The organism is Streptomyces sp. NBC_01410 (assembly GCF_045040195.1).
Classification (GTDB): domain Bacteria; phylum Actinomycetota; class Actinomycetes; order Streptomycetales; family Streptomycetaceae; genus Streptomyces.
Genome location: NZ_CP109530.1, coordinates 5405654 through 5430640 on the forward strand (window position 1 = coordinate 5405654; position 24987 = coordinate 5430640).

Here is a 24987-nt window from a genome sequence, read left to right on the forward strand (position 1 = left end):
ACGCGGGTCATGACGTGCGCGTCTCTCACTGGGGAACGTCCAGCCGGTAACCCACACCGCGCACCGTACGGATCAGGGTCGGCGAGGACGGTACGTCCTCCACCTTCGCCCGCAGCCGCTGCACACACGCGTCCACCAGTCGTGAGTCGCCGAGGTAGTCGTGCTCCCACACCAGCCGCAGCAGCTGCTGCCGCGAAAGGGCCTGCCCGGGCCGGCGGCTCAGTTCGAGGAGCAGCCGCAGCTCGGTCGGCGTGAGCTGCAGATCCTCGCCGTTCTTGGTGACCGTCATCGCGGAGCGGTCGATCACCAGCGAGCCGAAGCTCGCCGAATCGGTGGACTCCCGCTCACCGCGCCGCAGTACGGCACGGATCCGGGCGTCCAGCACGCGGCCCTGCACGGGCTTGACGACATAGTCGTCCGCGCCCGACTCAAGACCCACGACCACATCGATGTCGTCGCTGCGTGCGGTCAGCAGAATGATCGGCAGCTGGTCGGTGCGCCTGATGCGCCGGCACACCTCGAAACCGTCGATCCCGGGCAGCATCACATCCAGCACGATCAGGTCCGGCCGCTGCTCGCGCAGCAGTTTCAGGCCGTCCTCGCCCGTCGCCGCGGTGGCCACTCGGTGGCCCTGGCGTGACAGCGAGAGTTCGAGGGCCGTGCGGATGGCGTCGTCGTCCTCGATCAGCAACAGGAAAGGCACGGAGGTCATTCTGTCCCATGGGGGAGCCGGAGTTCGACTGCTGGAGCGCTCTCACACGACTCCTCCCCTTGTGAGAGGCGTTTCGAGCGCTTTGTTCCGCGGTTCGCGAGGGGGTCACGACCAGGCCCGGACCGCTGATCAACGAGGCTCCGCCGGGCCCTGTGACAGGCCTGTGACAGTCGACGGACAGCGCCATGAAACTGCCCGGGCAATCTTTTTGGCACACGGACGGAAACAGCCACTCGACGGGGGGCGCGAGATGAACGCACTGCACAGCACCAACTCAAGCGCAGTTGTCACGCGTCTCCACGACGTCGTGAGGAGCACCGAGAAGTCCGGCGCGGTGAACGGACGGGGGTGCGTTCGCAGCGCCGGGCGTCAGCACAAGCCGTCGTACATGACGGTCGTTGACGCGAACGTGGGGGCAACTGGTACGGCGTACGGAGAGGCCGCGGGGGAGCGGACGAACCTGTCGGAGGCGGAGTTCACCGCCTACGTGCAGGAACGCCGCGCCTCTCTGTACGCGACCGCGTACCACCTGACCGGGGACCGGTTCGAGGCGGAGGACCTGCTGCAGAGCGCCCTCTTCTCGACGTACCGGGCCTGGGACAGGATCAGCGACAAGGCGGCGGTCGGGGGATATCTGCGCCGCACGATGACCAACCTGCACATCAGCGCGTGGCGCCGGCGCAAGCTCAACGAGTACCCGACGGAGGAGCTGCCGGAGACGGCGAGCGACACCGACGCGATGCGGGGTACGGAACTGCGCGCGGTGCTCTGGCAGGCGCTGGCCAGGCTGCCCGAACTCCAGCGGACGATGCTGGTCCTTCGCTACTACGAGGGCCGCACCGACCCGGAGATCGCGGAAATCCTGGACATCAGTGTCGGCACGGTGAAGTCGAGCATCTGGCGGTCACTCCGCCGGCTGCGCGAGGACGAGGTCCTCAGCTTCGGCCGTGACGAGGAAGAGTCCTTCGGCGAGCTGGTGGCCTGAGGGCAACGGGGGAACGGGGCCGCCGTTTCGGGGGAGACGGCGGGAACGGGGGACCACGGGGGACCAACGGGGGATACAGAGCGGGACCGGACAGGCCGGGGGGTCTTGTCCGGCCCCGCCGCGTTTTTGCGCCTAAACCGGCGCCGCTCTCGCGGAGGTGGTTGAGCGGGGTGGGGGTTGCTCAATGGCCGCTTGCGGTCAATGCGGGTGGTTACGGCGGACGCGCGCCTGGCTGTTCCGCGCCGCCGCCGCCGCGTTTGGCGATGCGGGGTGACGGCTTGAACGCGGCGCGCAGCTGCCGCGAACCGCCGGGGGTGTGGGGGTACCCCGTACCCCCACATTCAAGGGCGGGTGGGTGGGGAGAACCCCGTCACGCCATCGTGCGCGCCGCAGGCGTCCTGCGGTGGCGGCCCGCCGCCGCGGACGCGAGGCGGCCGAGGGCCTCGGCCTTGCCGCAGGGGTACGCGCCCAGTTCCGTCTGCCGGGCCACGATGCCCCGTTCCGCGCGCATCAGACGCCAGCCGCGGCGCAGCAGGAAGCCCACCGACTTGCGGCCCTCGCGCAGATCCCGTGCCAGCCGTCGGCGGAACGTCGTCGACGGGCGGCCGCGCAGGCACAGCGCGTCCGCCAGTACGCCCAGTTCCTGGCAGTGCTCGACGATGTCCGCCGCGAAGATCCCCTCCGCCACGAACAACGGCGTGCGGTCGATCGCGAACGCCTCCACATCGACGCGCGAGCTGGTGGCGATGTCGTACACGGGCACTGTCGTCCGTCCCGTACGGCACAGCTCCGCGACCGCCGCCACCGCCGCGTCCGCGTCCCACGACGCCGGGGAGTCCCAGTCGATGTCCGAACTGCCCGCGACCAGCGGGAGCGTCGGGTCGTCGCCCTCCTTGTAGAAGTCGTCCAGGCGCAGGACCGGCAGGCCGGTACGGGCGGCGAGGGAGGACTTTCCGGACCCGGAGGGACCCGAGAGCAGCACGACACGAGTGGGCATGGGGGAAGAGGTCACGGGACACCAGTGTGAGGCATTGACCCGTGAAGGGGACCCCTCGGGGCGGGCGTTGGTATTGAGCATCACACCTCAACTACGCTGCGTGCTCGTCCGATTACCCACTCAGTCAGGAATCCCATGGCACGTCACACAGCTCCCCAGTCCCGGCGGCTCACCCTGCTGCGTGCGGGTCTGACCGTCGCGGCGGTGGCCGCGGCCCTCGGCGCGGGTGAGGCCGCCGCGCATGCCGCGCCGACGGCACCCGTGGGCCTCGACATGCTCGACGCGGGACAGACCCAGGGGCCGGCCCGCGCGGTCACCAGCTCGGTGGCCGGTGTCGGGCAGCTCAAGAGCCTCCCGCTCAACCCGCTGGCCAAGACCGGCGTCGACCCGTTGAACAACGGCGTCGCCACCCAGGTCGCCGACTTCAAGCCGGTCGGCACGACGACGGCGACGGGCCATTTGACCCAGGGCCAGGCTCTGGAGGACCTGCCGGTGGTGGGCGGCGCCTCGGGTCTGCTGCCGTTCTGAGTCCGGGCATGAAAGAGCCCCCTGCCGCCGGACGGGACGGCAGGGGGCTCGGCCATGGGGCCGGACCGGTCAGTACGCCGAGCCGGACGCGCCGAGAGAGCCCGTCGGGTGCCAGACCGTCTTCGTCTCCAGGAAGGCGGTCAGGCGGTGCGTGCCGGGGTCGGCCGAGAAATCCACAGGCTGTGGACGAAGGACGCGCTTGAGGTTGTCCGCCGCCGCGATCTCCAGCTCCTTCGCCAGTACGTCTTCGGCACCGGTGAGGTCGATGGCGTTGACGTCCTGGTGCGAGGCCAGCGGAGTCGCGATCTCCGCGGTCCGCCCCGAGAGGACGTTGACCACGCCTCCGGGAAGGTCGGACGTGGCCAGCACCTCGCCGAGCGAGAGCGCCGGGAGCGGGGACTTCTCCGAAGCGATCACGATCGCCGTGTTGCCCGTCGCGATCACCGGGGCGAGCACCGAGACCAGCCCCAGGAACGACGACGTCTGCGGCGCGAGGATCGTCACGACGCCGGTCGGCTCAGGGCTGGAGAGGTTGAAGTACGGGCCCGCGACCGGGTTCGCCCCGCCCACGATCTGGCCGATCTTGTCGGTCCAGCCCGCGTACCAGACCCAGCGGTCGACCGCCGCGTCCACGACGGCCGCGGCCTTCGACTTGGACAGGCCCTCCGCGTCCGCCACTTCGCGTACGAACTGGTCCCTGCGGCCCTCCAGCATCTCGGCGATGCGGTAGAGGATCTGGCCGCGGTTGTACGCGGTCGCGCCCGACCAGCCGCCGAAGGCCTTGCGGGCCGCGACGACGGCGTCACGCGCGTCCTTGCGGGAGGAGAGGGGGGCGTTGGCCAGCCACTTGCCCTTGGAGTCCGTCACCTCGTACACCCGGCCGCTCTCGGAGCGGGGGAACTTGCCCCCGACGTACAGCTTGTAGGTCTTGAAGACGCCAAGACGAGTCGCTTCAGACATCGAGGTAGGCCTCCAGACCATGACGGCCGCCCTCGCGGCCGAAGCCCGACTCCTTGTAGCCGCCGAAGGGCGAGGTCGGGTCGAACTTGTTGAACGTGTTGGCCCACACGACACCGGCCCGGAGCTTGCTCGCGACCGCGAGGATGCGCGAGCCCTTCTCCGTCCAGATGCCGGCCGACAGGCCGTACTGGCTGTTGTTGGCCTTGGCGACCGCCTCGTCGGGCGTACGGAAGGTCAGCACGGACAGGACCGGGCCGAAGATCTCGTCGCGCGCGATCCGGTGCGCCTGCGTGACATTCGTGAACAGGGTCGGCGCGAACCAGTAGCCGGAGCTCGGCAGCTCGCACGGGGCCGACCAGCGCTCGGCGCCCTCCGCCTCGCCCGTCTCGGTCAGGGCCTTGATGCGGGCCAGCTGCTCCGCGGAGTTGATCGCACCGATGTCGGTGTTCTTGTCCATCGGGTCGCCCAGCCGCAGCGTCGAGAGCCGGCGCTTGAGGGAGTCGAGCACCTCGTCCTCGATCGACTCCTGGACCAGCAGGCGGGAGCCCGCGCAGCAGACCTGGCCCTGGTTGAAGAAGATGCCGGAGACGATGCCCTCGACGGCCTGGTCGATGGGTGCGTCGTCGAAGACGATGTTCGCGCCCTTGCCGCCCAGTTCCAGGGTGACCTTCTTGTCCGTACCGGCGATGGAACGCGCGATCGCCTTGCCGACGGCGGTCGAGCCGGTGAAGGCGACCTTGTTGACGTCGGGGTGCTCGATGAGCGCGGCGCCGGTCTCGCCGTATCCCGGAAGGATGTTGACGACGCCCTTGGGCAGGCCCGCCTGGCGGCAGATGTCCGCGAAGAAGAGCGCGGAGAGGGGGGTCGTCTCGGCGGGCTTCAGCACCACGGTGTTGCCGGTGGCGAGCGCCGGGGCGATCTTCCAGGCGAGCATCAGCAGCGGGAAGTTCCAGGGGATGACCTGGCCCGCGACGCCGAGGGGCCTCGGGTTCGCGCCGTACCCGGCGTGGTCGAGCTTGTCGGCCCAGCCCGCGTAGTAGAAGAAGTGCGCCGCGACCAGGGGGAGGTCCGCGTCGCGGGTCTCCTTGATCGGCTTGCCGTTGTCGAGGGTCTCCAGGACGGCGAGCTCACGCGAGCGCTCCTGGATGATCCGCGCGATACGGAAGAGGTACTTGGCGCGCTCCTGGCCGGGCAGCGCCGACCACTTCTCGAACGCCTTGCGGGCCGCCTTCACGGCACGGTCCACGTCCTCGGCGCCGGCCTGGGCGACCTCGGCGAGGACCTCCTCGGTGGAGGGGGAGACGGTCTTGAAGACCTTGCCGTCGGCGGATTCGGTGAATTCGCCGTCAATGAACAGGCCGTACGACGGTGCGATGTCGACGATCGACCGCGACTCGGGTGCGGGCGCGTATTCGAAAACGGATGCGGGTGCAGTTGCCATGGTGATCAGTCCACCGTCACGTAGTCGGGGCCGGAGTAACGGCCGGTGGCGAGCTTCTGACGCTGCAGGAGCAGGTCGTTGAGCAGGCTCGACGCGCCGAAGCGGAACCAGTGGTTATGCAGCCAGTCTGCACCCACGGTCTCGTTGACCAGGACCAGGAACTTGATCGCGTCCTTGCTGGTGCGGATGCCGCCCGCGGGCTTCACGCCGACCTGGATGCCGGTCTGCGCGCGGTAGTCGCGCACCGCCTCCAGCATGAGCAGGGTGTTGGCAGGGGTGGCGTTGACCGCGACCTTGCCGGTCGAGGTCTTGATGAAGTCCGCGCCGGCGATCATGCCGAGCCAGGAGGCGCGGCGGATGTTGTCGTACGTGGAGAGCTCGCCGGTCTCGAAGATGACCTTCAGCCGGGCCGGGCCCGCGGCCTCCTTCACGGCGCGGATCTCCTCGAAGACCTTGAGATAGCGGCCCGAGAGGAAGGCCCCGCGGTCGATCACCATGTCGATCTCGTCGGCCCCGGCGGCGACGGCGTCGCGGGTGTCCGCGAGCTTCACGTCGAGCGCGGCGCGGCCTGCCGGGAAGGCGGTGGCGACGGAGGCGACCTTGACGCCGGAGCCCTTGAGGGCCTCGGCGGCGATCGCGGCCATGTCGGGGTAGACACAGACCGCGGCAGTCGAGGGAGTGGTGCGGTCGGTCGGGTCGGGGTGGACGGCCTTGGCGGCGAGCGCCCGGACCTTGCCCGGGGTGTCCGCGCCTTCGAGCGTCGTCAGGTCGATCATCGAGATGGCCAGATCGATGGCGTACGCCTTGGCCGTGGTCTTGATCGAGCGCGTACCGAGCCCTGCGGCGCGGGCCTCCAGGCCGACGGCGTCGACGCCGGGCAGGCCGTGGAGGAAGCGCCGCAGTGTGCTGTCGGACGCGGTCACGTCAGCGAATGCGGTGGGGATGGTGGGCATGGTCACCAGATGAGCATATCTACGCGCGTAGCGGCCTGTACAGGGGGTGGGGTCGAGGGCTTGTCTCCCAGGCCCTGTCCGGCCGATCTTGCCGGGCTCGCGTGCCCTGGCACGCACTCCCCCGTAGCCCTTCGGGCACGGGAGGTGCCCCCATGCCGCGTTGTCGTCAGTCGCCGACGCTCCGCGTCGGCTCCATCCTCCGCCTTGCAACTGCAGGCACCAGACCCCGCTCACTGACCTGATCGACCGGACAGGACCTGGCGCGGGGTGGACCGGGTCGGCCGGGCGGGGACGTACGGCAGAATCGGAGCCATGACGAGTCCCCAGCAGCCCACCGAGCCCACCTACGCCGACCGGGTCTTCCGGTCGCCCGCCGGGATGGCAGGGGGAGTGCTGCTGCTCGCGCTCATCGGCTGGCTCGCCGGAGACGCGGTCGTACGGGGCGAGGGGCGCACGCCGTGGGCGGCCCTCGCCGGGGCGCTGTTCGCCGTCCCCCTGGTGGTCGCCTTCACGCTGCGGCCCGCCGTCTTCGCGAACGACGACCGGATGCGGGTCAGGAACCCCTTCCGGACGATCACGATTCCGTGGGCGGCCGTCGCGGATGTGCGGGCCGGGTACTCCAGCGAGGTCGTCACCCAGCAGGGTGCGAAGTACCAGCTCTGGGCCATCCCCGTCTCCTTGCGGGCGCGCAAGAGGGCCGCGCGACGCCCGCTCTCGCCCGCGAACGGCGCCACTCGCGGCCGGATGCCGACGGGCGCCGACTCCTCTCACTCCTCGCCGCTGATGCCCGCGGCGGACCGGGCGATGGCGGATCTGCGGGAGCTGATGGAGACCAATGCGGGCAAGCCGCGTGCCAAGGGTGAGCCGCAGGTCCGCTGGGCGTACGAGATCGCGGCGCCCGCGGTGGCGGGTGCGGTGCTGCTGGTCATCCTGCTGGCGACGGGCTGACGCGCCGGCTGTGCAAGCCCGGGGCGCGGGCTGTTGGGCCCCCGCCCCGTCCCCTCCGAAACCCTGATGGGACCGTGGCACTGACGCCCACGGGTCAGCGTCCCGGGGTCAGATGCCCGCGGCCTCCGCAAGATCCCGCTTGATCCCCTCCAGGACCTCGGCGGCCCGCTCGCGCGCGCTCCGGAGCTCGCTCGCCTCCGCGACCGGGATGACGACCTCCAGGTAGCACTTGAGCTTGGGCTCCGTGCCGCTCGGGCGGACGATGACCCGCGCCTTGAACTCGCCGTCGAGGTAGTAGCGCAGGCCGTCCGTCGGCGGCAGCGTGGCCGTGCCCCGGTTCAGGTCCTCGGCCGAGACGATCCGCAGCCCGGCGAGCACGGTCGGCGGCTGCTCGCGCAGCCTGCGCATGGCGTTCGCGATGATGCTCAGATCCTCGACCCGCACGGACAGCTGGTCGGTGCCGTGCAGCCCGTGCGCGACGGCGAGATCGTCGAGCAGATCGGTGAGCGTGCGGCCCTGCTCCTTCAGCTCGGAGGCCAGCTCGGCGACGAGCAGCGCGGCGGTGATGCCGTCCTTGTCGCGCACGCCCTCGGGGTCGACGCAGTAGCCGAGCGCCTCCTCGTAGCCGTAACGCAGGCCCTCGACACGGGCGATCCACTTGAAGCCGGTCAGCGTCTCCTCGTACGGCAGCCCCGCCGCGTCGGCGATCCGGCCCAGCAGGGACGAGGACACGATCGACTCGGCGAACGTGCCGCGTGCGCCCTTGTGGACGAGGTGTTCGGCCAGCAGCGCGCCGACCTCGTCGCCGCGGAGCATCTTCCAGTCCCCGCCGTCCGGGACGGCGACGGCGCACCGGTCCGCGTCGGGGTCGTTGGCGATGACGATGTCGGGCCGGACCCGGCGGGCGGTCTCGAAGGCGAGATCCATCGCCCCCGGCTCCTCCGGGTTGGGGAAGGAGACCGTCGGGAACGCCGGGTCGGGCTCGGCCTGCTCCTGTACGAGGACGGGCGCGGCGAATCCGGCACGGGCGAAGGCGGCGGTCAGCACGTCCTTGCCGACGCCGTGCATGGCCGTGTAGACGACGCGCGCGGTGCGGGGGGAGCCAGGGGTCAGGACAGCGTCCGTACGCTCCAGATAGGCGTCCAGGACCTCGTCACCGAGGGTTTCCCAGCCGCTGCCGGCGCGCGGCACGTCGTCCAGACTCGCCACGGCGGCGATCTCCGCGGCGATCTCGGCGTCGGCGGGCGGCACGATCTGCGAGCCGTCGCCGAGGTAGACCTTGTAGCCGTTGTCGCGCGGCGGGTTGTGGCTGGCGGTGACCTCGACCCCGGCCACCGCGCCGAGCTTCCTTATGGCGAACGCGAGCACGGGGGTCGGCAGCGGGCGCGGCAGCACGGCGGCGCGGAGCCCGGCGCCGACCATCACCGCGGCGGTGTCGCGCGCGAAGTCGACGGACTTGTACCGGGCGTCGTACCCGATGACGACGAGGCCGTCGCCCTGGCCCTTCGCCCTGAGATACGCGGCGAGCCCGGCTGCCGCCCGGATCACCACGGCCCGGTTCATCCGCATGGGCCCGGCCCCGAGCTCGCCGCGCAGCCCGGCCGTCCCGAACTCCAGCGTGCCGCTGAACCGCGCGGCGAGCTCGTCGACATCCTTCGCCTCGATGAGCTTGCCGAGCTCGTCCCGGGTCTCACTGTCCGGGTCCTCCGCCAGCCACGCGCTGGCCCGCGCGATGAGGTCCTGCTGCACGGTTGGTCCGCCTCTCGTGTGGTTTGGTCGCCCGGCCATTCTGGACGGACGTCCGCGTGTGCGGGGCGAGGTGGGGCGGGTGCATGGCTTGATCCCCGCCCCTGCCCGGCTCTATCGATGTGCGGCTCCGCCGCGTGGGGCTGCGCCCCGGCTTGGGGCCCGCGCCCGGACACCCGGCGCTGCGGTGGCTTCGCCTCGGAGCGTTGGGCGTTTCGGGGTGCGGTGGCGCGGCGGGGGCTTGCTCCCCCACCCCGCCCCTTCCCGAACCGGGGCTGCGCCCCGGACCCCTGGGAGGAGGGGGTTTCGCGGGGGCTGCGCCCCCACACCCCCGATGCTCCGGCGGCTCCGCCGCGGAGCGTCCGGCGTGGCGCGTGGCGCGTGGCGCGCTTTCCCGAACCAGGGGGTCGGCGCCTGTGCCCCCACGGGCCTGGTGCTCCGACTACTCCCGCCGCCGAGAGTCCGGCGTTCCCGCGCGCCCCGGCGCGGGCGAACCCCCAGACCCGTACCCCGACGGCGAACGCCCGCGCCGGGCGCGGGCGTCGCTGGGGGTGCAGGGGCGCAGCCCCTGCCTCACCCGCCCGGGGGTCTGGGGGCCTGCCCCCAGTTACGGGAAGGGGCGGGGTGGGGGAATGACCCCGCCCGAGCCACGGGCACCCCGCGCGCGGCGGGCGCCCGGGCAACGGCGCCGCACCCCCGCTGGAGCCGGACCGTCAGATCCGGTCCAGCACCCGCGTCAGCAGTTCGCCCATCCGCGCCGCCGAATCCCGGCCCGCCTGCAGCACTTCCTCGTGGTTCAGCGGCTCGCCCGTAAGCCCCGCCGCCAGGTTCGTGACCAGGGAGATGCCCAGCACCTCCGCGCCCGCCTCGCGCGCCGCGATCGCTTCGAGAACCGTGGACATGCCGACCAGGTCGCCGCCCATGACGCGGACCATGTTGATCTCGGCCGGCGTCTCGTAGTGCGGGCCGGGGAACTGGACGTACACGCCCTCCTCCAGCGACGCGTCGATCTCCTTGCACAGCGCCCGCAGTCGCGGCGAGTACAGGTCCGTCAGGTCCACGAAGTTCGCGCCGATGATCGGCGACGCCGCCGTCAGGTTGATGTGGTCGCTGATCAGTACCGGCTGCCCGGGGCGCATGCCCTCGCGCAGCCCGCCGCAGCCGTTCGTCAGCACGACGGTCTTGCAGCCCGCGGCCACCGCGGTGCGCACCCCGTGCGAGACCGCGGCGACGCCACGGCCCTCGTAGAAGTGCGTACGGCCCAGGAAGACCAGCACCCGCTTCACGCCGATGCGGTACGAGCGGACAGTGCCGCCGTGGCCCTCGACCGCCGGCGGCGGGAAGCCCGGCAGGTCGGTGACCGGGAACTCGGCCTCGGGGGTACCGAGCGCGTCGGCGGCCGGTGCCCAGCCGGAGCCCATCACCAGGGCTACGTCATGCGTCTCGGCGCCGGTCAGCTCGCGCAGGCGCGCGGCGGCGGCGTCGGCGGCGGCGTGGGGGTCGGCGCTAACGCCGTTGAGGTCCGGATTCACAGATGCGTTCACGCCGACGAGGGTAGCCGGTCATTTCCTACGCGCGTAGATGACGCAGCGCACGGTCTTCGGATCGTTGCCTTGTCGTTTCCCACGAACGCGACGGTAAACGCATCAGCAAGGCCGCTTCCGCAGCTCCATCACATAGTCGTGCGGAGCGCCCGCAGAGTCCGCCGCATCGGCCAGTTCGCCCAGATACCGTGCTGACGGCAGCCCGCCCTCGTATCCGTTCAGCACGTACACCCAGGCCGGCTCCTCGCCGTCCAGAGTGTCCACCCGGACCCGCATGCGCCGGTAGATGTCCAGGCCGACACCCTCCCAGCGGTCCATCGAGTCCTCGTCCATCGGGGCGATGTCGTACAACGCGACGAAGACCTGGGAGCGCGGCGCCTCCACGATCGTGGCCAGTGCCCCCTCCCAGCCCATCTGCTCGCCGCCGAAGGTCAGCCGCCAGCCGTTGAGCCAGCCGGTGCCGCGCAGCGGGGAGTGCGGGGCGCGGCGGGACATCAGCCGCGCGTCGAGGTTGCCGGCGTACGCGGCGTAGAGCGACATGGGATCGAGGGTACGGGAGGGGCGCGGGTGGTTGCGGTTCACCGATGAAGGGACCCGGGGCGAGGGCACTTGAACCGTGCGGGACAATGGAGGACGTACTGCAGTCCAAAGGGGCCACCCCCCGAACCCCGGCAGAACGAACGAGAGCGCGAGGCGTAACCCCAGTGACCCGGATCGTGATCATCGGCGGCGGACCCGGCGGATACGAGGCGGCCCTGGTGGGCGCCCAGCTCGGCGCGGAGGTGACCGTCGTCGACTGCGACGGCCTCGGCGGGGCTTCTGTGCTGACCGACTGCGTACCTTCCAAGACCCTGATCGCCACGGCCGAGGTGATGACGACCTTCGACTCCTCGCACGAGGAGCTGGGCATCATCGTGGCCGACGACACCCCGCCGATGGAGCAGTCCGCCCGGATCGTCGGCGTCGACCTCGGCAAGGTCAACCGACGGGTGAAGCGGCTCGCGCTCGCCCAGTCCCACGACATCACCGCCTCCGTCACCCGGGCCGGCGCCCGGGTGATGCGCGGTCGCGGCCGGCTGGTCGGCCGGCAGGCGACGGACGGCTCCCGCACGGTGGTCGTGACCGCCGCGGACGGCACCGAGGAGACGCTGACCGCCGACGCCGTGCTGCTCGCGACCGGCGGCCACCCGCGCGAGATCCCCGATGCGCTCCCCGACGGGGAGCGCATTCTGAACTGGACCCAGGTGTACGACCTCACCGAGCTCCCCGACGAGCTCATCGTGGTCGGCTCCGGCGTCACCGGCGCCGAGTTCGCCGGCGCCTACCAGGCGCTCGGCTCCCGGGTCACCCTCGTCTCCTCCCGCGACCGCGTGCTGCCGGGCGAGGACCCGGACGCCGCCGCGGTCCTGGAGGACGTCTTCCGCCGCCGCGGCATGAACGTCATGGCCCGCTCCCGCGCCGAGTCCGCCAAGCGCGTCGGCGACCGGGTCGAGGTCACGCTCTCCGACGGCCGCGTCATCTCCGGCTCGCACTGCCTGATGGCGGTCGGTGCGATCCCGAACTCCGCGGGCATGGGCCTGGAGGAGGCCGGCGTCCGGCTCAGGGACTCGGGCCACATCTGGACCGACAAGGTCTCCCGTACGAGCGCTCCCGGCGTGTACGCGGCCGGTGACGTCACCGGGGTCTTCGCACTCGCCTCCGTCGCGGCCATGCAGGGCCGTATCGCGATGTACCACTTCCTGGGCGACGCGGTGCAGCCGCTGAACCTCAAGACCGTCTCGTCCAATGTCTTCACCGACCCGGAGATCGCGACCGTCGGCTACAGCCAGGCGGACGTCGACGGCGGCATCATCGACGCGCGCGTCGTCAAGCTGCCGCTGCTGCGCAACCCGCGCGCGAAGATGCAGGGCATCCGGGACGGCTTCGTCAAGATCTTCTGCCGCCCGGGCACGGGCATCGTGGTCGGCGGCGTGGTCGTCTCACCGCGCGCCAGCGAACTGATCCATCCCATCTCGATCGCGGTCGACAACAATCTGACGGTGGAACAGATCGCAAACGCTTTCACCGTGTACCCCTCTCTGTCGGGGTCGATCGCCGAGGTGGCACGGCAGTTGCACACCCGTAAGGCGACCGGCGAAGGGTGATGCGGGCGCAAACCCGACGAACCCCGGGCACTCTGCGCGGCAACCGATCAACTCCCGGGCCGCCCATACCACTTGGCGGTCCCGTCTGTGCGCAACTTCTGTTATTCGGCGCATAGTGCTGAAAAGTATCGGTCGGTCAGGTTACTGTCAGTTTCGTGTTCGCTGCAGAACGTCGCCAATTGATCCTCGAAATGGTGCGCGCCAACGGAGCCGTGTCGCTCCGTGAGCTCGCCCGTGTCGTCCAGACCTCCGAAGTAACCGTACGGCGGGACGTGCGGGCTCTGGAGGCAGAAGGACTCCTCGACCGCCGTCACGGCGGTGCGGTACTGCCGGGCGGTTTTACGCGGGAGTCCGGCTTTCCGCAGAAATCCCTGTCCGCGACCGCGGAGAAGACGGCCATCGCCGATCTCGCCGCGGGCCTCGTCGAAGAAGGCGAGGCGATCGTGGTCGGAGCGGGGACGACGACGCAGGAGCTGGCCCGCCGGCTCGCGCGCGTCCCCGGACTGACCGTCGTCACCAACTCCCTGCTCGTCGCCCAGGCCTTGGCCCATGCCAACCGGGTCGAAGTCGTCATGACCGGTGGGACGCTGCGTGGCTCCAACTACGCGCTGGTGGGCAGCGGGGCGGAGCAGTCCCTGCAGGGCCTGCGGGTGTCCCGGGCGTTCCTCTCGGGGAGCGGGCTGACGGCCGAGCGCGGGCTGTCCACGTCCAACATGCTCTCGGCAAGCGTAGACCGGGCGCTCGTCCAGGCCGCGGCGGAGGTCGTGGTCCTCGCGGACCACACCAAGCTCGGCACCGACACGATGTTCCAGACGGTGCCGACGGATGTGATCACGCGGCTGGTCACGGACGAGCCGCCGACGCACGACGACCGGGCGGCGACGGAACTCCAGGCGCTGGCGGACCAGGGCGTCCAGATCGCGGTGGCGGGCTCGGGCGCGCCGTCGGACACGGCCGCGCCCGGCCGCGCCCCCCGCCGCGACGTTCCGCTCCCGTCCCAGCGCCGCACCCGCGGCGGGGCGGGCCCGGGCCCGCAGCTGCGCAACGCGCTGACGTCGGAGCCTTCGGGGGAGAGGGCGGCGAGGGTGGCGGATCTGCGCCGGCGGTAGTTTGCGCGGGGGCTTGTTCCCCCACCCCGCCCCTTCCCGTAACTGGGGCTTCGCCCCAGACCCCTGGGGGAGGGTGGGGGCTGACGCCCCCACGTCCCGAGACTCCAGCGGCTTCGCCGCGGAGAGGAAGCGTCGCCTCGGCGGCTTGGCCGCGGAGAAAGCCCGCAGGGGCTGGCGCCCCTCGCACCCGCGCCTGCGGCAGCTTCGCGCCGCGTGGCCGACGCCCGCAGCTACACCGCTCCGTTGGGGAGGGGCGGTACAGGGTCGTCCCCGCGTTTCCAGCGTCCGTGGTGAGCGTGGGCCAGGGGGCGTTGGTGGTTGCTATCCGGTGGGTGGCTTCGCGGGCGAACTCCCGATTGGCGGCCAACACCGGGTGCCCCTACGAACCCCTCATCGCCGCCGACGCCGAGGAGTCGATCCCGACGGCGCTTGTGCCGGGTTCGTGGGTGCCGTGGGCCAGGGGGCGTTGGTGGTTGCTGCCCGCTGGTGGGTCTCGCGGGCGAACCCCCGCGCACCGCGACACCTCCCCGTGGGGAGTGGCGGTGCAGGGTCGTCCCCGCGTTTCCAGCGGTCGTGGTGGGCGTGGGCCAGGGGGCGTTGGTGGTTGCTGTCCGGTGGGTGGTTTCGCGGGCGAACCCCCGATTGGCGGCCAACACCGGGTGACCAATCCAAGGGCCCGTTTGCCGCCGACGCCGAGGAGTCGATCCCGACGGCGCTTGTACCGGGTTCGTGGGTGCCGTGGGCCAGGGGGCGTTGGTGGTTGCTGCCCGCTGGTGGGTCTCGCGGGCGAACCCCCGCGCACCGCGACACCTCCCCGTGGGGAGTGGCGGTGCAGGGTCGTCCCCGCGTTTCCAGCGGTCGTGGTGGGCGTGGGCCAGGGGGCGTTGGTGGTTGCTGTCCGGTGGGTGGTTTCGCGGGCGAACCCCCGATTGGCGGCCAACACCGGGTGACCAATCCAAGGGCCCGTTTGCCGCCGACGCCGAGGAGTCGATCCCGACGGCGCTTGTGCCGGGTTCGTGGGTGCCGTGGGCCAGGGGGCGTTGGTGGTTGCTGCCCGGTGGTGGGTCTCGCGGGCGAACCCCCGCGCGCAGCGACACACCTCCCCGTGGGGGAGGGGCGGTGCAGGGTCGTCCCCGCAGGCGATTGGCGGCCAACACCGGGTGACCAATCCAAGGGCCCGTTTACCGCCGACGCCGAGGAGTCGAGCCCGGAGGCGACCCGGAACCCGCGCCCCGCGGCACCGGCGCACCCCGGACCGCCTGAGCCCCGAGCCACGGGACCCCGCACGCCACGGCACCGCGCGCCCCGGACCGTTCAGGACCGGGCGCCGCCCTCAGCCTTCAAGCCCCGCAGCGTCAGCCTCAGCAGTCTGTCCGCCAACTCCGCGTCCCCCGGCTCCTCTTCCGCCGCCAGTGCGATCGCGTTCGTCAGCTGCATCAGGTCGCCGATCGAGACATCCGCCCGCACCGCCCCGCTCTCCTGCGCCCGGATCAGCAGCCGTTCGCCCGCCTCGCGGAGCGGCACGCTGCATGCCGACAGCGCCGAAGTCTCGTCGTGCGAGGCCGACATGAGCGCCCGGGCCAGCCCGCGGTACTCACCCGCATGGGTGATGAGGGTGCGCAGCCACTCCACCAGCGCCCCGCACGGCTGCTCCGCCGAGGCCAGTTCGCCCGAGCGTTCCAGCAGTGCGGCCAGGGCCTCCTGGAAGACCGCGCTCATCATCGCGTGGCGGTTGGGGAAGTGCCGGTACAGCGTGCCGATGCCCACGCCCGACCGCCGCGCGATCTCTTCGAGCGAGGCATCGGTGCCGCACTCGGCGAAGACGGCGCGCGCTTCGGTCAGCAGCCGTTCGTAGTTGCGGCGCGCATCCGCCCGCATCGGCCGCGGCGAGCCGACTGCCGTACTGGTCGCCATCGCGTCGTCCTCCCTGAGTCCGCCCCCCGGCGTTCAGTGTCCAGGATGCATACGCGTGGGGCCTGCCCGTCGTCGTACCGGGCAGGCCCCACACTCGTACACACTCGGCCGGACGTCAGTCCTTGATCTCGCAGATCATCGCACCCGACGAGATCGACGCGCCGACCTCGGCCGACAGGCCCTTGATCGTGCCGGAGCGGTGCGCGTTCAGCGGCTGCTCCATCTTCATCGCCTCCAGGACGACGACGAGGTCGCCCTCGTTGACCTCCTGGCCCTCCTCGACCGCGATCTTGACGATCGTGCCCTGCATCGGAGAGGCGAGGGTGTCACCGGAAGCCGCCGACGCCGACTTCTTCGCGGCGCGGCGCTTGGGCTTGGCGCCCGCTGCCAGGCCGGTGCGGGCCAGTGTCATGCCCAGCGAGGACGGCAGCGAGACCTCCAGGCGCTTGCCGCCGACCTCGACGATGACCGTCTCGCGGCCCGGCTCGTCCTCGGTGTCCGCGTCGCTGGGCGCCGCGAAGGGCTTGATCTCGTTGACGAACTCCGTCTCGATCCACCGGGTGTGGACCCGGAAGGGGTCCGCGGTGAACGCCGGGTCGGTGACGACCGCGCGGTGGAAGGGGATGGCCGTGGCCATGCCCTCGACCGTGAACTCCTCCAGCGCACGCGCCGCACGCTGCAGCGCCTGCTCCCGCGTCGCGCCGGTGACGATCAGCTTGGCCAGCAGCGAGTCCCAGGCGGGGCCGATCACCGAACCGGTCTCGACGCCCGCGTCGAGGCGCACACCCGGACCGGACGGCGGCGCGAAGGTGGTCACCGTGCCGGGGGCCGGGAGGAAGCCCCGGCCCGGGTCCTCGCCGTTGATGCGGAACTCGAAGGAGTGACCGCGCACCGCCGGGTCGCCGTAGCCGAGCTCCTCGCCGTCGGCGATACGGAACATCTCGCGGACCAGGTCGATGCCGGTGACCTCTTCGGTGACCGGGTGTTCCACCTGGAGACGGGTGTTGACCTCCAGGAAGGAGATCGTGCCGTCGACACCGACGAGGAACTCGACGGTGCCCGCGCCGACGTAACCGGCCTCCTTGAGGATGGCCTTGGACGCGGCGTACAGCTCGGCGTTCTGCGCCTCGGAGAGGAAGGGCGCGGGCGCCTCCTCGACCAGCTTCTGGTGGCGGCGCTGGAGCGAGCAGTCACGCGTGGAGACGACGACGACATTGCCGTGGCTGTCGGCCAGGCACTGCGTCTCGACGTGCCGCGGCTTGTCCAGGTAGCGCTCGACGAAGCACTCGCCGCGCCCGAAGGCGGCGACGGCCTCGCGTACCGCGGAGTCGTACAGCTCAGGCACCTCTTCGAGGGTGCGGGCGACCTTCAGACCGCGGCCGCCACCGCCGAACGCCGCCTTGATCGCGATCGGCAGCCCGTTCTCCCGCGCGAAGGCGACGACCTCGTCGGCGCCGGAGACCGGGTCGGGCGTACCGGCGACCAGCGGCGCGCCGGCGCGCTGGGCGATATGACGGGCGGCGACCTTGTCACCCAGATCGCGGATCGCCTGCGGCGGCGGGCCGATCCAGGTCAGACCGGCGTCCAGCACGGCCTGCGCGAAGTCCGCGTTCTCCGAGAGGAAGCCGTATCCGGGGTGGATGGCGTCCGCTCCCGAGTCCTTCGCGGCCTGGAGCACCTTGGCCATGTCCAGGTAGCTGGCGGCCGGGGTGTCACCGCCCAGGGCGAACGCCTCGTCGGCCGCGCGGACATGCAATGCGTCCCGGTCCGGATCGGCGTAGACGGCTACGCTCGCGATCCCGGCGTCCCGGCAGGCACGGGCAACGCGGACAGCGATTTCGCCACGGTTGGCGATGAGCACCTTGCGCACGATGGCTCCCTCCTTGAAACAAGCTGAGTTTAGGGAAGCCGCACACCGTCCTTCGACCCGTCCCCAATGGTGAGCTATGCCACACGGAGCGTGATTCGAGGCTCGCGCAAGTCGCGAAATCCCTTGTCGCACCAAGGTACGACGGGTTCCTTCCTCGCACAGTAACCCCGTGGTGTGGCACAGGTCTCTGTTCTGGGCGCCAGCGGCCGGGCGCGTTTCTTTGTCGAGTCCCTACGAATGGCCCAATGATTCTTTGCTGTGAGACCGAGCGTGCCGCGCCCCTTGTCCCGCCCTTTACCCGTTAGTAGCGTTCGCGATGTCGTACGTACTTCCGGTAACAGAGGGTTGGGGGCGCCGTGGCGCGCAGACCGGTGGCCGTGGTGGCCGCGCTTGTTCTGCTGGTGGAGGCCATCGGCATCGTGGTGATCAACGGGATCCTGGCCACGTTCCTCGAGAAGCAGAGCATGTCGCTCGCCGACCTGGACCCGGACGCGATGGTCACGGGCACCTGGGTGATGGGCGCCGTCTTCGGTCTCTACCTCGCCGCCTGCGGTGTGGTCCTGCTGCTGACCGGCCTGCGCGACCGGGCCCCGGGGCGCGGGGCGCGGATCCTGCTGATCTCGTGCGCGATCACGCACGGCGTGCTGGGCGCGCTCACGGTGGGTCTCGTCGGCTGGGACGCGTTCGCGTTCATGATGGTCGTGCTCGCACTGATCGTCCTGGTGCTGCTGGCGTATGGAAATGGCGGGAAGCCACAGAAGGAAGAGACCCGCAGCGAGCCCGCTCCGACGAACGGCGCCGCACCTGCCTGAGCGGGATCCGAGCCGGTCGTGAGGCGGGCCCGAGCCCGCCCTCACCGGACCCCGAGCCGGTGTCGAGTCTGACGTGATTCTGACGCTCGACTGACGTCAACCCGCCCCGGGGCGCGGGCGCTTCAGTCCGTCCACAGATCCGTGATCGAGAAGCCGAGCTCGGCCAGCAGCGTGCGCAGCAGCGGCAGCGAGAGCCCGATCACATTGCCGTGGTCGCCGTCGATGGAGTCGATGAACGGCGCCGAACGGCCGTCCAGCGTGAACGCGCCCGCCACGTGCAGCGGTTCGCCGCTCGCGACGTACGCGGCGATCTCGGCGTCCGTCGGCTCGCCGAAGCGCACGGTCGTCGAGGCGGTCGCCGACACGCTGCGGCCGGTCGCCGTGTCCGTGACGCAGTGGCCGGTCTGGAGGATGCCGGAGCGGCCGCGCATGCGCTTCCAGCGGGCGGTCGCGTCCTCCGCGTCGGCCGGTTTGCCCAGGGCCTCGCCGTCGAGTTCGAGGACCGAGTCGCAGCCGATGACGAGCGCGCCTGAGGCCTCCGGGCGCGCGGCCACGGCGGCGGTCTTGGCCTCGGCGAGCACCAGGGCCAGCTCGGCCGGGGTCGGTGCGCTCAGCGCGTCCTCGTCGACGCCGCTGACGATCACCTCGGGGGCGAGTCCGGCCTGGCGCAGCAGATTGAGGCGCGCGGGGGAGGCGGAGCCGAGGACGAGACGGGGGCGGTGAGCGGTCATGGGGTCATCGTAGGCGGCGGTCAGTGCAGCCCGACCACGAACATCGCCACCACCATCGCGAGGGCAAGCAGGAGGCCCGCGCGGCGCATCATCGCCTGCGTCTCGCGCAGCTCTTTCGGAGGCTCGTTCTCCGGGTCGGACCACAGCATGTCTTCGATCCTGCTGCGGGGAGCCGGGCGGCGCCTGAGTACGGGTACTCAACCGGCGGGCCGCCAACGGGCCAATTTCCGGTGTCGCGAGGACTACACGGTCTGCTGTTCCGTCAGGGGCTGATGCTCCCGATCGCCGGACGGGCTGACATTCAGTCCGTCCGGCGATCGAGGCGTGGGCTCAGACCGGCCAGTAGCTGCGGGCCCACGCCCGCGGGCCCGGGAGCGGCCTTCGCGTGCGGGCGATCCGCGCCGGGTCCGACCACTGCTCCGGCGGGAGCGGCGTGCCCTCCACCGCCGCGGCCGTCGCCGCGGCGCGTGCCTGGACCACCGCAAGTGCGGCGGCCAGTTCCTCCGGGGTGGGATTTCCTCGTACGACCTTGATCATCGTCAGGTCCCTTCCTAGAGGGGGATGTTGCCGTGCTTCTTCGGCGGCAGGCTTTCCCGCTTCGTACGCAGCTGACGCAGGCCCTTCACGATCTGCGAGCGCGTTTCCGAAGGCATGATCACCGCGTCCACGTAGCCGCGCTCCGCCGCGGTGTACGGGTTGAGGAGCGTGTCCTCGTAGTCCTGGATCAGCGCCGCGCGGGTCGCCTCGACGTCCTCCGCGGCCGCGATGGTGCGGCGGTGCAGGATGTTCACCGCGCCCTGTGCGCCCATGACCGCGATCTGCGCGGTCGGCCAGGCCAGGTTGAGGTCGGCACCCAGGTGCTTGGAGCCCATGACGTCGTACGCGCCGCCGAAGGCCTTGCGCGTGATCACCGTGATCAGCGGGACCGTCGCCTCCGCGTAGGCGTAGATCAGCTTCGCGCCGCGGCGGATGATGCCGCCGTACTCCTGGTCGACGCCCGGCAGGAAGCCGGGCACGTCGACGAAGGTCAGCACGGGGACGTTGAAGGCGTCGCAGGTGCGCACGAAGCGCGCGGCCTTCTCGGAGGCGTTGATGTCCAGGCAGCCCGCGAACTGCATCGGCTGGTTGGCGACGATGCCGACCGGGTAGCCCTCGACCCGGCCGAAGCCGGTGACGATGTTCGGCGCGAACAGCGCCTGAGTCTCCAGGAATTCGCCGTCGTCCAGCACATGCTCGATGGCCGTGTGCATGTCGTACGGCTGGTTCGCGGAGTCGGGGATGAGGGTGTCGAGCTCGCGGTCCTCGTCGGTCGTCTCCAGGCCGGCCTCCTCGGGGAAGGCCGGTGCCTCGGAGAGGTTGTTGGACGGCAGGTACGACAGCAGCGACTTGACGTACTCGACGGCGTCCTTCTCGTCGCCCGCCATGTGGTGCGCGACACCGGAGGTGGTGTTGTGCGTACGGGCTCCGCCCAGCTCCTCGAAGCCGACGTCCTCTCCGGTCACCGTCTTGATGACATCGGGTCCGGTGATGAACATGTGCGAGGTCTGGTCGACCATCACCGTGAAGTCGGTGATCGCGGGGGAGTAGACGGCGCCGCCCGCGCACGGTCCGACGATCAGCGAGATCTGCGGGATCACGCCGGAGGCATGGGTGTTGCGGCGGAAGATCTCGCCGTACATGCCCAGCGCCATGACGCCCTCCTGGATACGGGCGCCGCCGGAGTCGTTGATGCCGACGACGGGGCAGCCCGTCTTCAGCGCGAAGTCCATCACCTTCATGATCTTCTGGCCGAAGACCTCGCCCAGGGACCCGCCGAGGACCGTGAAGTCCTGCGAGAAGACCGCAACCGGGCGGCCGTCGACCGTGCCGTAGCCGGTGACCACACCGTCGCCGTAGGGGCGGTTCTGTTCCATGCCGAAGTCCGTGGAACGGTGCCGGGCGAATTCGTCCAGTTCTACGAACGAACCCTCGTCCAACAGCAGATCGACGCGCTCACGGGCGGTCAACTTGCCCTTGGCGTGCTGCTTCTCCACCGCGCGCGCGGAACCGGCATGCGTCGCCTCGTCAACACGGCGCTGCAGATCCGCCAGCTTTCCTGCGGTGGTGTGAATGTCGATCTGTTCCGGCTCGGACATCGGGATGCGGCTCCCTGGCTGGTCACGGGGTCGGTGGCTACTGACTCGTAGCGTATCGGCGCGCATACCGTTCGGCAGTGCGTCGTTTACCACACCTAACCTGGCTTGCATGACGCCTGAGAATGCGCCCCGGAGCCGCTGGTCCGACCTCGACCGGCCGCCGCTGAACGAAGCCGCGCTGCGCCACTCGCTGCTGCAGCCGGGCGGGCTGTGGACCTCTTTCGACATCGTGCCCGAGACCGGGTCCACCAACTCCGACCTGGCGGCCAGAGCCGGGTCACTGGACGAGGGGGCCGTGCTCGTCGCCGAAGTGCAGACGGCCGGGCGGGGACGCCTGGACCGCACCTGGTCGGCGCCCCCGCGCTCCGGGCTGTTCGTCTCCGTACTGCTGAAGCCCGGAGCGGACATCCCGGTCGAGCGCTGGGGCTGGCTGCCGCTGCTCGCCGGGGTGGCGTCCGCGGCGGGTCTCTCCCGTGCCGCCGGGGTGGACATGTACCTCAAATGGCCCAATGACCTGCTGGTAAAGATTGACGGCGAGGAGCGCAAGACCGGCGGGATCCTCGCCGAGCGGTCGGGCGACGACGCTGTCGTCATCGGTATCGGCCTCAATGTCACGCTGCACGCCGAGGAGCTGCCGGTCCCGGAGGCGGGCTCCCTCGCCCTCGCGAACGCGATCTCCACCGACCGTGACCCGCTGCTGCGGGCCGTGCTGCGCTCGCTGGAGCAGTGGTACGGCGACTGGCGCGCTGCGGGCGGCGACCCGGGCCTGTCGGGGCTCCAGGAGGCGTACGCGGCGGGCTGCGCGACGCTGGGACGGAGCGTACGGGCCGAGCTGCCCGGCGAACGCTCAGTGATCGGCGAGGCGGTCGCGATCGACGGCGACGGGCGGCTGGTGCTGTCCACGGAGGGCGGGGGGCGGCAGGCGATCAGTGCGGGCGACATCGTGCACCTGCGGCCGGCCGGATGAACCGGCTGGGCGGCCGGGACGTGAGCTAGGGCACACCTGCCGTATCGTTGAGGCGATCGAGCGACAGATCGGCAGGGCAGTGCGCAGGGAACGGGCAGGAGGCGGCTGGTGACCGTCGACGACACCACTTCCGGCGCGGGCGCGCAGCCGCCGGAGGGCTCCTCTTCCGGCGCGTCCGGACCCTTGAATTCGTCATCGTCGCCCTCCGGCGCGTCCTCGCCCCCGGGCACGGCATCCGGGTCGGCCGCGGTACATCCGCCCCACCATGAGGTCGATCACACCGTGGAGCCGACCGACGACCCCCTCGCGATCCGGCTGGAGCAGCTGATCCTTGGCGCGGACCGGCGCTACACGCCGTTTCAGGCCGCCCGCACGGCCGGAGTCTCCATGGAGCTCGCCTCCCGCTTCTGGCGGGCCATGGGCTTCGCCGACATCGGCCAGGCCAAGGCCCTGACCGAGGCGGACGTGCTGGCCCTGCGACGGCTCGCCGGTCTTGTCGAGGCGGGCCTGCTCAGCGAGCCGATGGCGGTCCAGGTGGCCCGCTCGACGGGCCAGACCACCGCCCGGCTGGCGGAATGGCAGATCGATTCTTTCCTGGAGGGCCTGACCGAGCCGCCCGAGCCCGGAATGACCCGTACGGAAGTCACGTATCCCCTGGTCGAACTGCTCCTGCCCGAACTGGAGGAGTTCCTCGTCTACGTCTGGCGCCGCCAGCTCGCCGCGGCGACGGGGCGCGTGGTCCAGGCGGCGGACGACGAGGAGATGGTGGACCGCCGTCTCGCGGTCGGCTTCGCGGACCTGGTGGGCTTCACCCGTCTCACCCGGCGCCTCGAGGAGGAGGAACTCGGGGAACTCGTCGAGGCGTTCGAGACCACCTGCGCGGACCTGGTCGCTGCGCACGGCGGCCGCCTGATCAAGACGCTCGGCGACGAGGTCCTGTACGCCGCGGACGACGCGGGCACGGCGGCGGAGATCGCGCTGCGGTTGATAGAGACGATGACGGACGACGAGTCGATGCCCGCGCTGCGGGTCGGCATCGCCTTCGGGACGGTGACGACGCGGATGGGCGACGTCTTCGGCACGACCGTGAACCTGGCGAGCCGCCTGACCTCGATAGCGCCGAAGGACGCGGTGCTGGTGGACGGCGCGTTCGCGGAGGAGCTCGTGCGCACGGGGGACGCGCCGGTGTCCGAGTCGGAGGCGGCGGAGGAAGCGGCCGCGGCGGAGAAGGAGGGCGAGGAGCCCCCCTCGTACCGCTTCGCGCTTCAGCCGATGTGGCAGCGACCGGTGCGGGGGCTCGGCGTGGTGGAGCCGTGGCTCATGTCGCGCCGCGGCGGCTGAGGTCTGAGCGGGGGGTGTTCCCCCGCCCTTCCTGAACCGGGGCTCCGCCCCGGACCCCGCTCCTCAAACTCCCCCAGACTTCGTCCGGGGGGACCCCCACGGGGCTGAATTTCGCGCCCGGGACCACGCCTCAATCGCTGGCGGGGCTGGACTGTGCGGTGGGGCCGCACATCCAGCCCGTCCGGCGTTTGAGGACATGCGGCCGAAGGTCGCATACGGGAGCCCGGGGGCGGAGCCCCCGTTCGGGAAGGGGCGGGTAGGGGAACAGGCCCGCCGCAGGCGCCCCCCTCCCCCTATGATCCGGTTAACCATCGTTCACCGGGAGGGTGCCCTCATGTCCGAGTCCGAGCAGCGCTTCGGGGAATTCGTCGTCGTCCGCAGGCACGAGCACGTCGCCGAGCTCGTACTCGACCGGCCCAAGGCCATGAACGCCGTCTCCACCGAGATGGCCCGCTCCATCGCCGCGGCCTGCGACGCCCTCGGTGCCGACCGGGACGTACGCGTCACCGTGCTCAGCTCCACCCATGAGCGCGCCTTCTGCGTCGGCGCCGACCTGAAGGAGCGGAACTCCTTCTCCGACGCCGAGTTGGTGCGGCAGCGGCCGACCGCGCGGGCCGCCTACACCGGGGTTCTCGAGCTGCCCATGCCCACCGTCGCCGCCGTGCACGGATTCGCCCTCGGCGGCGGGTTCGAGCTGGCGCTGGCCTGCGATCTGATCGTCGCCGACGGCACCGCCGTAGTGGGGCTGCCCGAGGTGTCCGTCGGTGTCATCCCCGGCGGCGGCGGGACGCAGCTGCTCCCACGCCGCGTCGGGGCCGCTCGGGCGGCCGAGCTGGTCTATACGGCACGCCGCGTGGAGGCCGCGGAGGCCCGCGAGTTGGGGCTCGTCGACCAGCTCGTGGACGATGCCAGGACCGGCGCGCTGGAGCTCGCCGCCCGGATCGCCGCGAACTCTCCCGTCGGGCTGCGCGCCGCCAAGCGCGCGATGCGGCTCGGGCAGGGGCTCGATCTGCGGGCCGGTCTCGAGGTCGAGGACGCGGCCTGGCGCTCGGTGGCCTTCTCCGGGGACCGGGCCGAGGGTGTTGCCGCCTTCAACGAAAAGCGGAAGCCGCAGTGGCCCGGCGAGTGACCCGCGGCAGGGCTCGCAGGG

The 24987-nt window shown here is 71.2% G+C and carries 23 protein-coding genes; 9 read left to right on the plus strand and 14 right to left on the minus strand.

The window, feature by feature from the left end:
• Positions 1–25: 25 nt before the first annotated feature.
• Positions 26–703 carry a two-component system response regulator AfsQ1 gene (afsQ1, locus tag OG741_RS24985; RefSeq protein ID WP_266486879.1) on the minus strand — a complete coding sequence of 226 codons (678 nt, stop codon included), beginning with the start codon at positions 701–703 and terminating at the stop codon, positions 26–28.
• Between the two features lie 259 nt (positions 704–962).
• On the opposite strand from afsQ1, the gene OG741_RS24990 reads away from it, so the two are divergent.
• Entirely contained in the window at positions 963–1697 is a 735-nt protein-coding gene (locus OG741_RS24990) for a SigE family RNA polymerase sigma factor (protein WP_405601409.1), read from the plus strand.
• A gap of 370 nt (positions 1698–2067) precedes the next feature.
• Here the strand turns inward: OG741_RS24990 and OG741_RS24995 are convergent, their stop codons facing one another.
• On the minus strand, positions 2068–2775 hold the full coding sequence (locus OG741_RS24995; RefSeq protein ID WP_405601410.1) for a uridine kinase: 708 nt from the start codon (positions 2773–2775) through the stop codon (positions 2068–2070).
• Between the two features lie 54 nt (positions 2776–2829).
• On the opposite strand from OG741_RS24995, the gene OG741_RS25000 reads away from it, so the two are divergent.
• On the plus strand, positions 2830–3222 hold the full coding sequence (locus OG741_RS25000; protein WP_405601412.1) for a hypothetical protein: 393 nt from the start codon (positions 2830–2832) through the stop codon (positions 3220–3222).
• Positions 3223–3291: 69 nt separating this feature from the next.
• Here OG741_RS25000 and OG741_RS25005 read toward each other — a convergent pair whose 3' ends face one another.
• Genes OG741_RS25005 through deoC form a run of 3 tightly spaced genes read right to left on the minus strand, consistent with a single transcriptional unit; the run spans position 3292 to position 6576 of the window.
• Positions 3292–4182: an aldehyde dehydrogenase family protein gene (locus tag OG741_RS25005; RefSeq protein ID WP_405601415.1), complete on the minus strand. Its 891-nt coding sequence runs from the start codon at positions 4180–4182 to the stop codon at positions 3292–3294.
• On the minus strand, positions 4175–5623 hold the full coding sequence (locus OG741_RS25010) for an aldehyde dehydrogenase family protein (RefSeq protein WP_405601417.1): 1449 nt from the start codon (positions 5621–5623) through the stop codon (positions 4175–4177). The genes OG741_RS25005 and OG741_RS25010 overlap by 8 nt, the downstream gene beginning before the upstream one ends.
• A 5-nt stretch (positions 5624–5628) precedes the next feature.
• A complete protein-coding gene (gene deoC, locus OG741_RS25015; RefSeq protein WP_361902721.1) occupies positions 5629–6576 on the minus strand; it encodes a deoxyribose-phosphate aldolase in 948 nt (315 codons plus the stop codon).
• Between the two features lie 312 nt (positions 6577–6888).
• Here deoC and OG741_RS25020 point away from each other — a divergent pair, with 312 nt between their 5' ends.
• A complete protein-coding gene (locus OG741_RS25020; protein ID WP_405601419.1) occupies positions 6889–7524 on the plus strand; it encodes a PH domain-containing protein in 636 nt (211 codons plus the stop codon).
• Positions 7525–7632: 108 nt separating this feature from the next.
• Here the strand turns inward: OG741_RS25020 and OG741_RS25025 are convergent, their stop codons facing one another.
• From OG741_RS25025 to OG741_RS25035, 3 genes are all read right to left on the minus strand, one after another.
• On the minus strand, positions 7633–9273 hold the full coding sequence (locus OG741_RS25025; protein ID WP_405601421.1) for a phospho-sugar mutase: 1641 nt from the start codon (positions 9271–9273) through the stop codon (positions 7633–7635).
• 710 nt (positions 9274–9983) lie between these two features.
• Entirely contained in the window at positions 9984–10814 is an 831-nt protein-coding gene (locus tag OG741_RS25030) for a purine-nucleoside phosphorylase (protein ID WP_405601424.1), read from the minus strand.
• Positions 10815–10916: 102 nt separating this feature from the next.
• On the minus strand, positions 10917–11354 hold the full coding sequence (locus tag OG741_RS25035) for a gamma-glutamylcyclotransferase (protein ID WP_142214025.1): 438 nt from the start codon (positions 11352–11354) through the stop codon (positions 10917–10919).
• Between the two features lie 164 nt (positions 11355–11518).
• Between OG741_RS25035 and OG741_RS25040 the strand changes: the two genes are divergently transcribed.
• Positions 11519–12958: an NAD(P)H-quinone dehydrogenase gene (locus OG741_RS25040; protein ID WP_405601426.1), complete on the plus strand. Its 1440-nt coding sequence runs from the start codon at positions 11519–11521 to the stop codon at positions 12956–12958.
• A 155-nt stretch (positions 12959–13113) separates the two neighbouring features.
• On the plus strand, positions 13114–14067 hold the full coding sequence (locus tag OG741_RS25045; protein ID WP_405601429.1) for a DeoR/GlpR family DNA-binding transcription regulator: 954 nt from the start codon (positions 13114–13116) through the stop codon (positions 14065–14067).
• A gap of 1314 nt (positions 14068–15381) precedes the next feature.
• Here the strand turns inward: OG741_RS25045 and OG741_RS25050 are convergent.
• Positions 15382–15981 (minus strand): TetR/AcrR family transcriptional regulator, encoded by a 600-nt coding sequence (locus OG741_RS25050; RefSeq protein ID WP_405601431.1) that lies wholly within the window; start codon positions 15979–15981, stop codon positions 15382–15384.
• Between the two features lie 115 nt (positions 15982–16096).
• Positions 16097–17851 (minus strand): acetyl/propionyl/methylcrotonyl-CoA carboxylase subunit alpha, encoded by a 1755-nt coding sequence (locus OG741_RS25055; protein WP_405601433.1) that lies wholly within the window; start codon positions 17849–17851, stop codon positions 16097–16099.
• Positions 17852–18207: 356 nt separating this feature from the next.
• Here OG741_RS25055 and OG741_RS25060 point away from each other — a divergent pair, with 356 nt between their 5' ends.
• Entirely contained in the window at positions 18208–18663 is a 456-nt protein-coding gene (locus tag OG741_RS25060; RefSeq protein WP_405601435.1) for a hypothetical protein, read from the plus strand.
• A 122-nt stretch (positions 18664–18785) separates the two neighbouring features.
• On the opposite strand, the gene OG741_RS25065 is transcribed toward OG741_RS25060, so the two are convergent.
• The 4 genes from OG741_RS25065 to OG741_RS25080 form a co-directional block, all read right to left on the minus strand.
• Positions 18786–19394 (minus strand): Maf family protein, encoded by a 609-nt coding sequence (locus OG741_RS25065; protein ID WP_405601437.1) that lies wholly within the window; start codon positions 19392–19394, stop codon positions 18786–18788.
• 20 nt (positions 19395–19414) lie between these two features.
• Positions 19415–19543, minus strand: coding sequence for a morphogenic membrane protein MmpB (gene mmpB, locus OG741_RS25070; protein ID WP_266486898.1), 129 nt, complete (start codon positions 19541–19543; stop codon positions 19415–19417).
• 181 nt (positions 19544–19724) lie between these two features.
• Complete coding sequence (locus OG741_RS25075) at positions 19725–19931, minus strand: acyl-CoA carboxylase subunit epsilon (protein WP_405601440.1); 207 nt, start codon at positions 19929–19931, stop codon at positions 19725–19727.
• Positions 19932–19945: 14 nt separating this feature from the next.
• On the minus strand, positions 19946–21529 hold the full coding sequence (locus OG741_RS25080) for an acyl-CoA carboxylase subunit beta (RefSeq protein WP_405601441.1): 1584 nt from the start codon (positions 21527–21529) through the stop codon (positions 19946–19948).
• Between the two features lie 109 nt (positions 21530–21638).
• Here OG741_RS25080 and OG741_RS25085 point away from each other — a divergent pair, with 109 nt between their 5' ends.
• The 3 genes from OG741_RS25085 (at position 21639) to OG741_RS25095 (ending at position 24966) form a co-directional block, all read left to right on the plus strand.
• Entirely contained in the window at positions 21639–22496 is an 858-nt protein-coding gene (locus OG741_RS25085) for a biotin--[acetyl-CoA-carboxylase] ligase (protein ID WP_405601442.1), read from the plus strand.
• A 108-nt stretch (positions 22497–22604) separates the two neighbouring features.
• Entirely contained in the window at positions 22605–23837 is a 1233-nt protein-coding gene (locus tag OG741_RS25090) for an adenylate/guanylate cyclase domain-containing protein (RefSeq protein WP_405601443.1), read from the plus strand.
• Between the two features lie 334 nt (positions 23838–24171).
• Positions 24172–24966, plus strand: coding sequence for an enoyl-CoA hydratase/isomerase family protein (locus OG741_RS25095; protein WP_405601445.1), 795 nt, complete (start codon positions 24172–24174; stop codon positions 24964–24966).
• Positions 24967–24987: the final 21 nt, after the last annotated feature.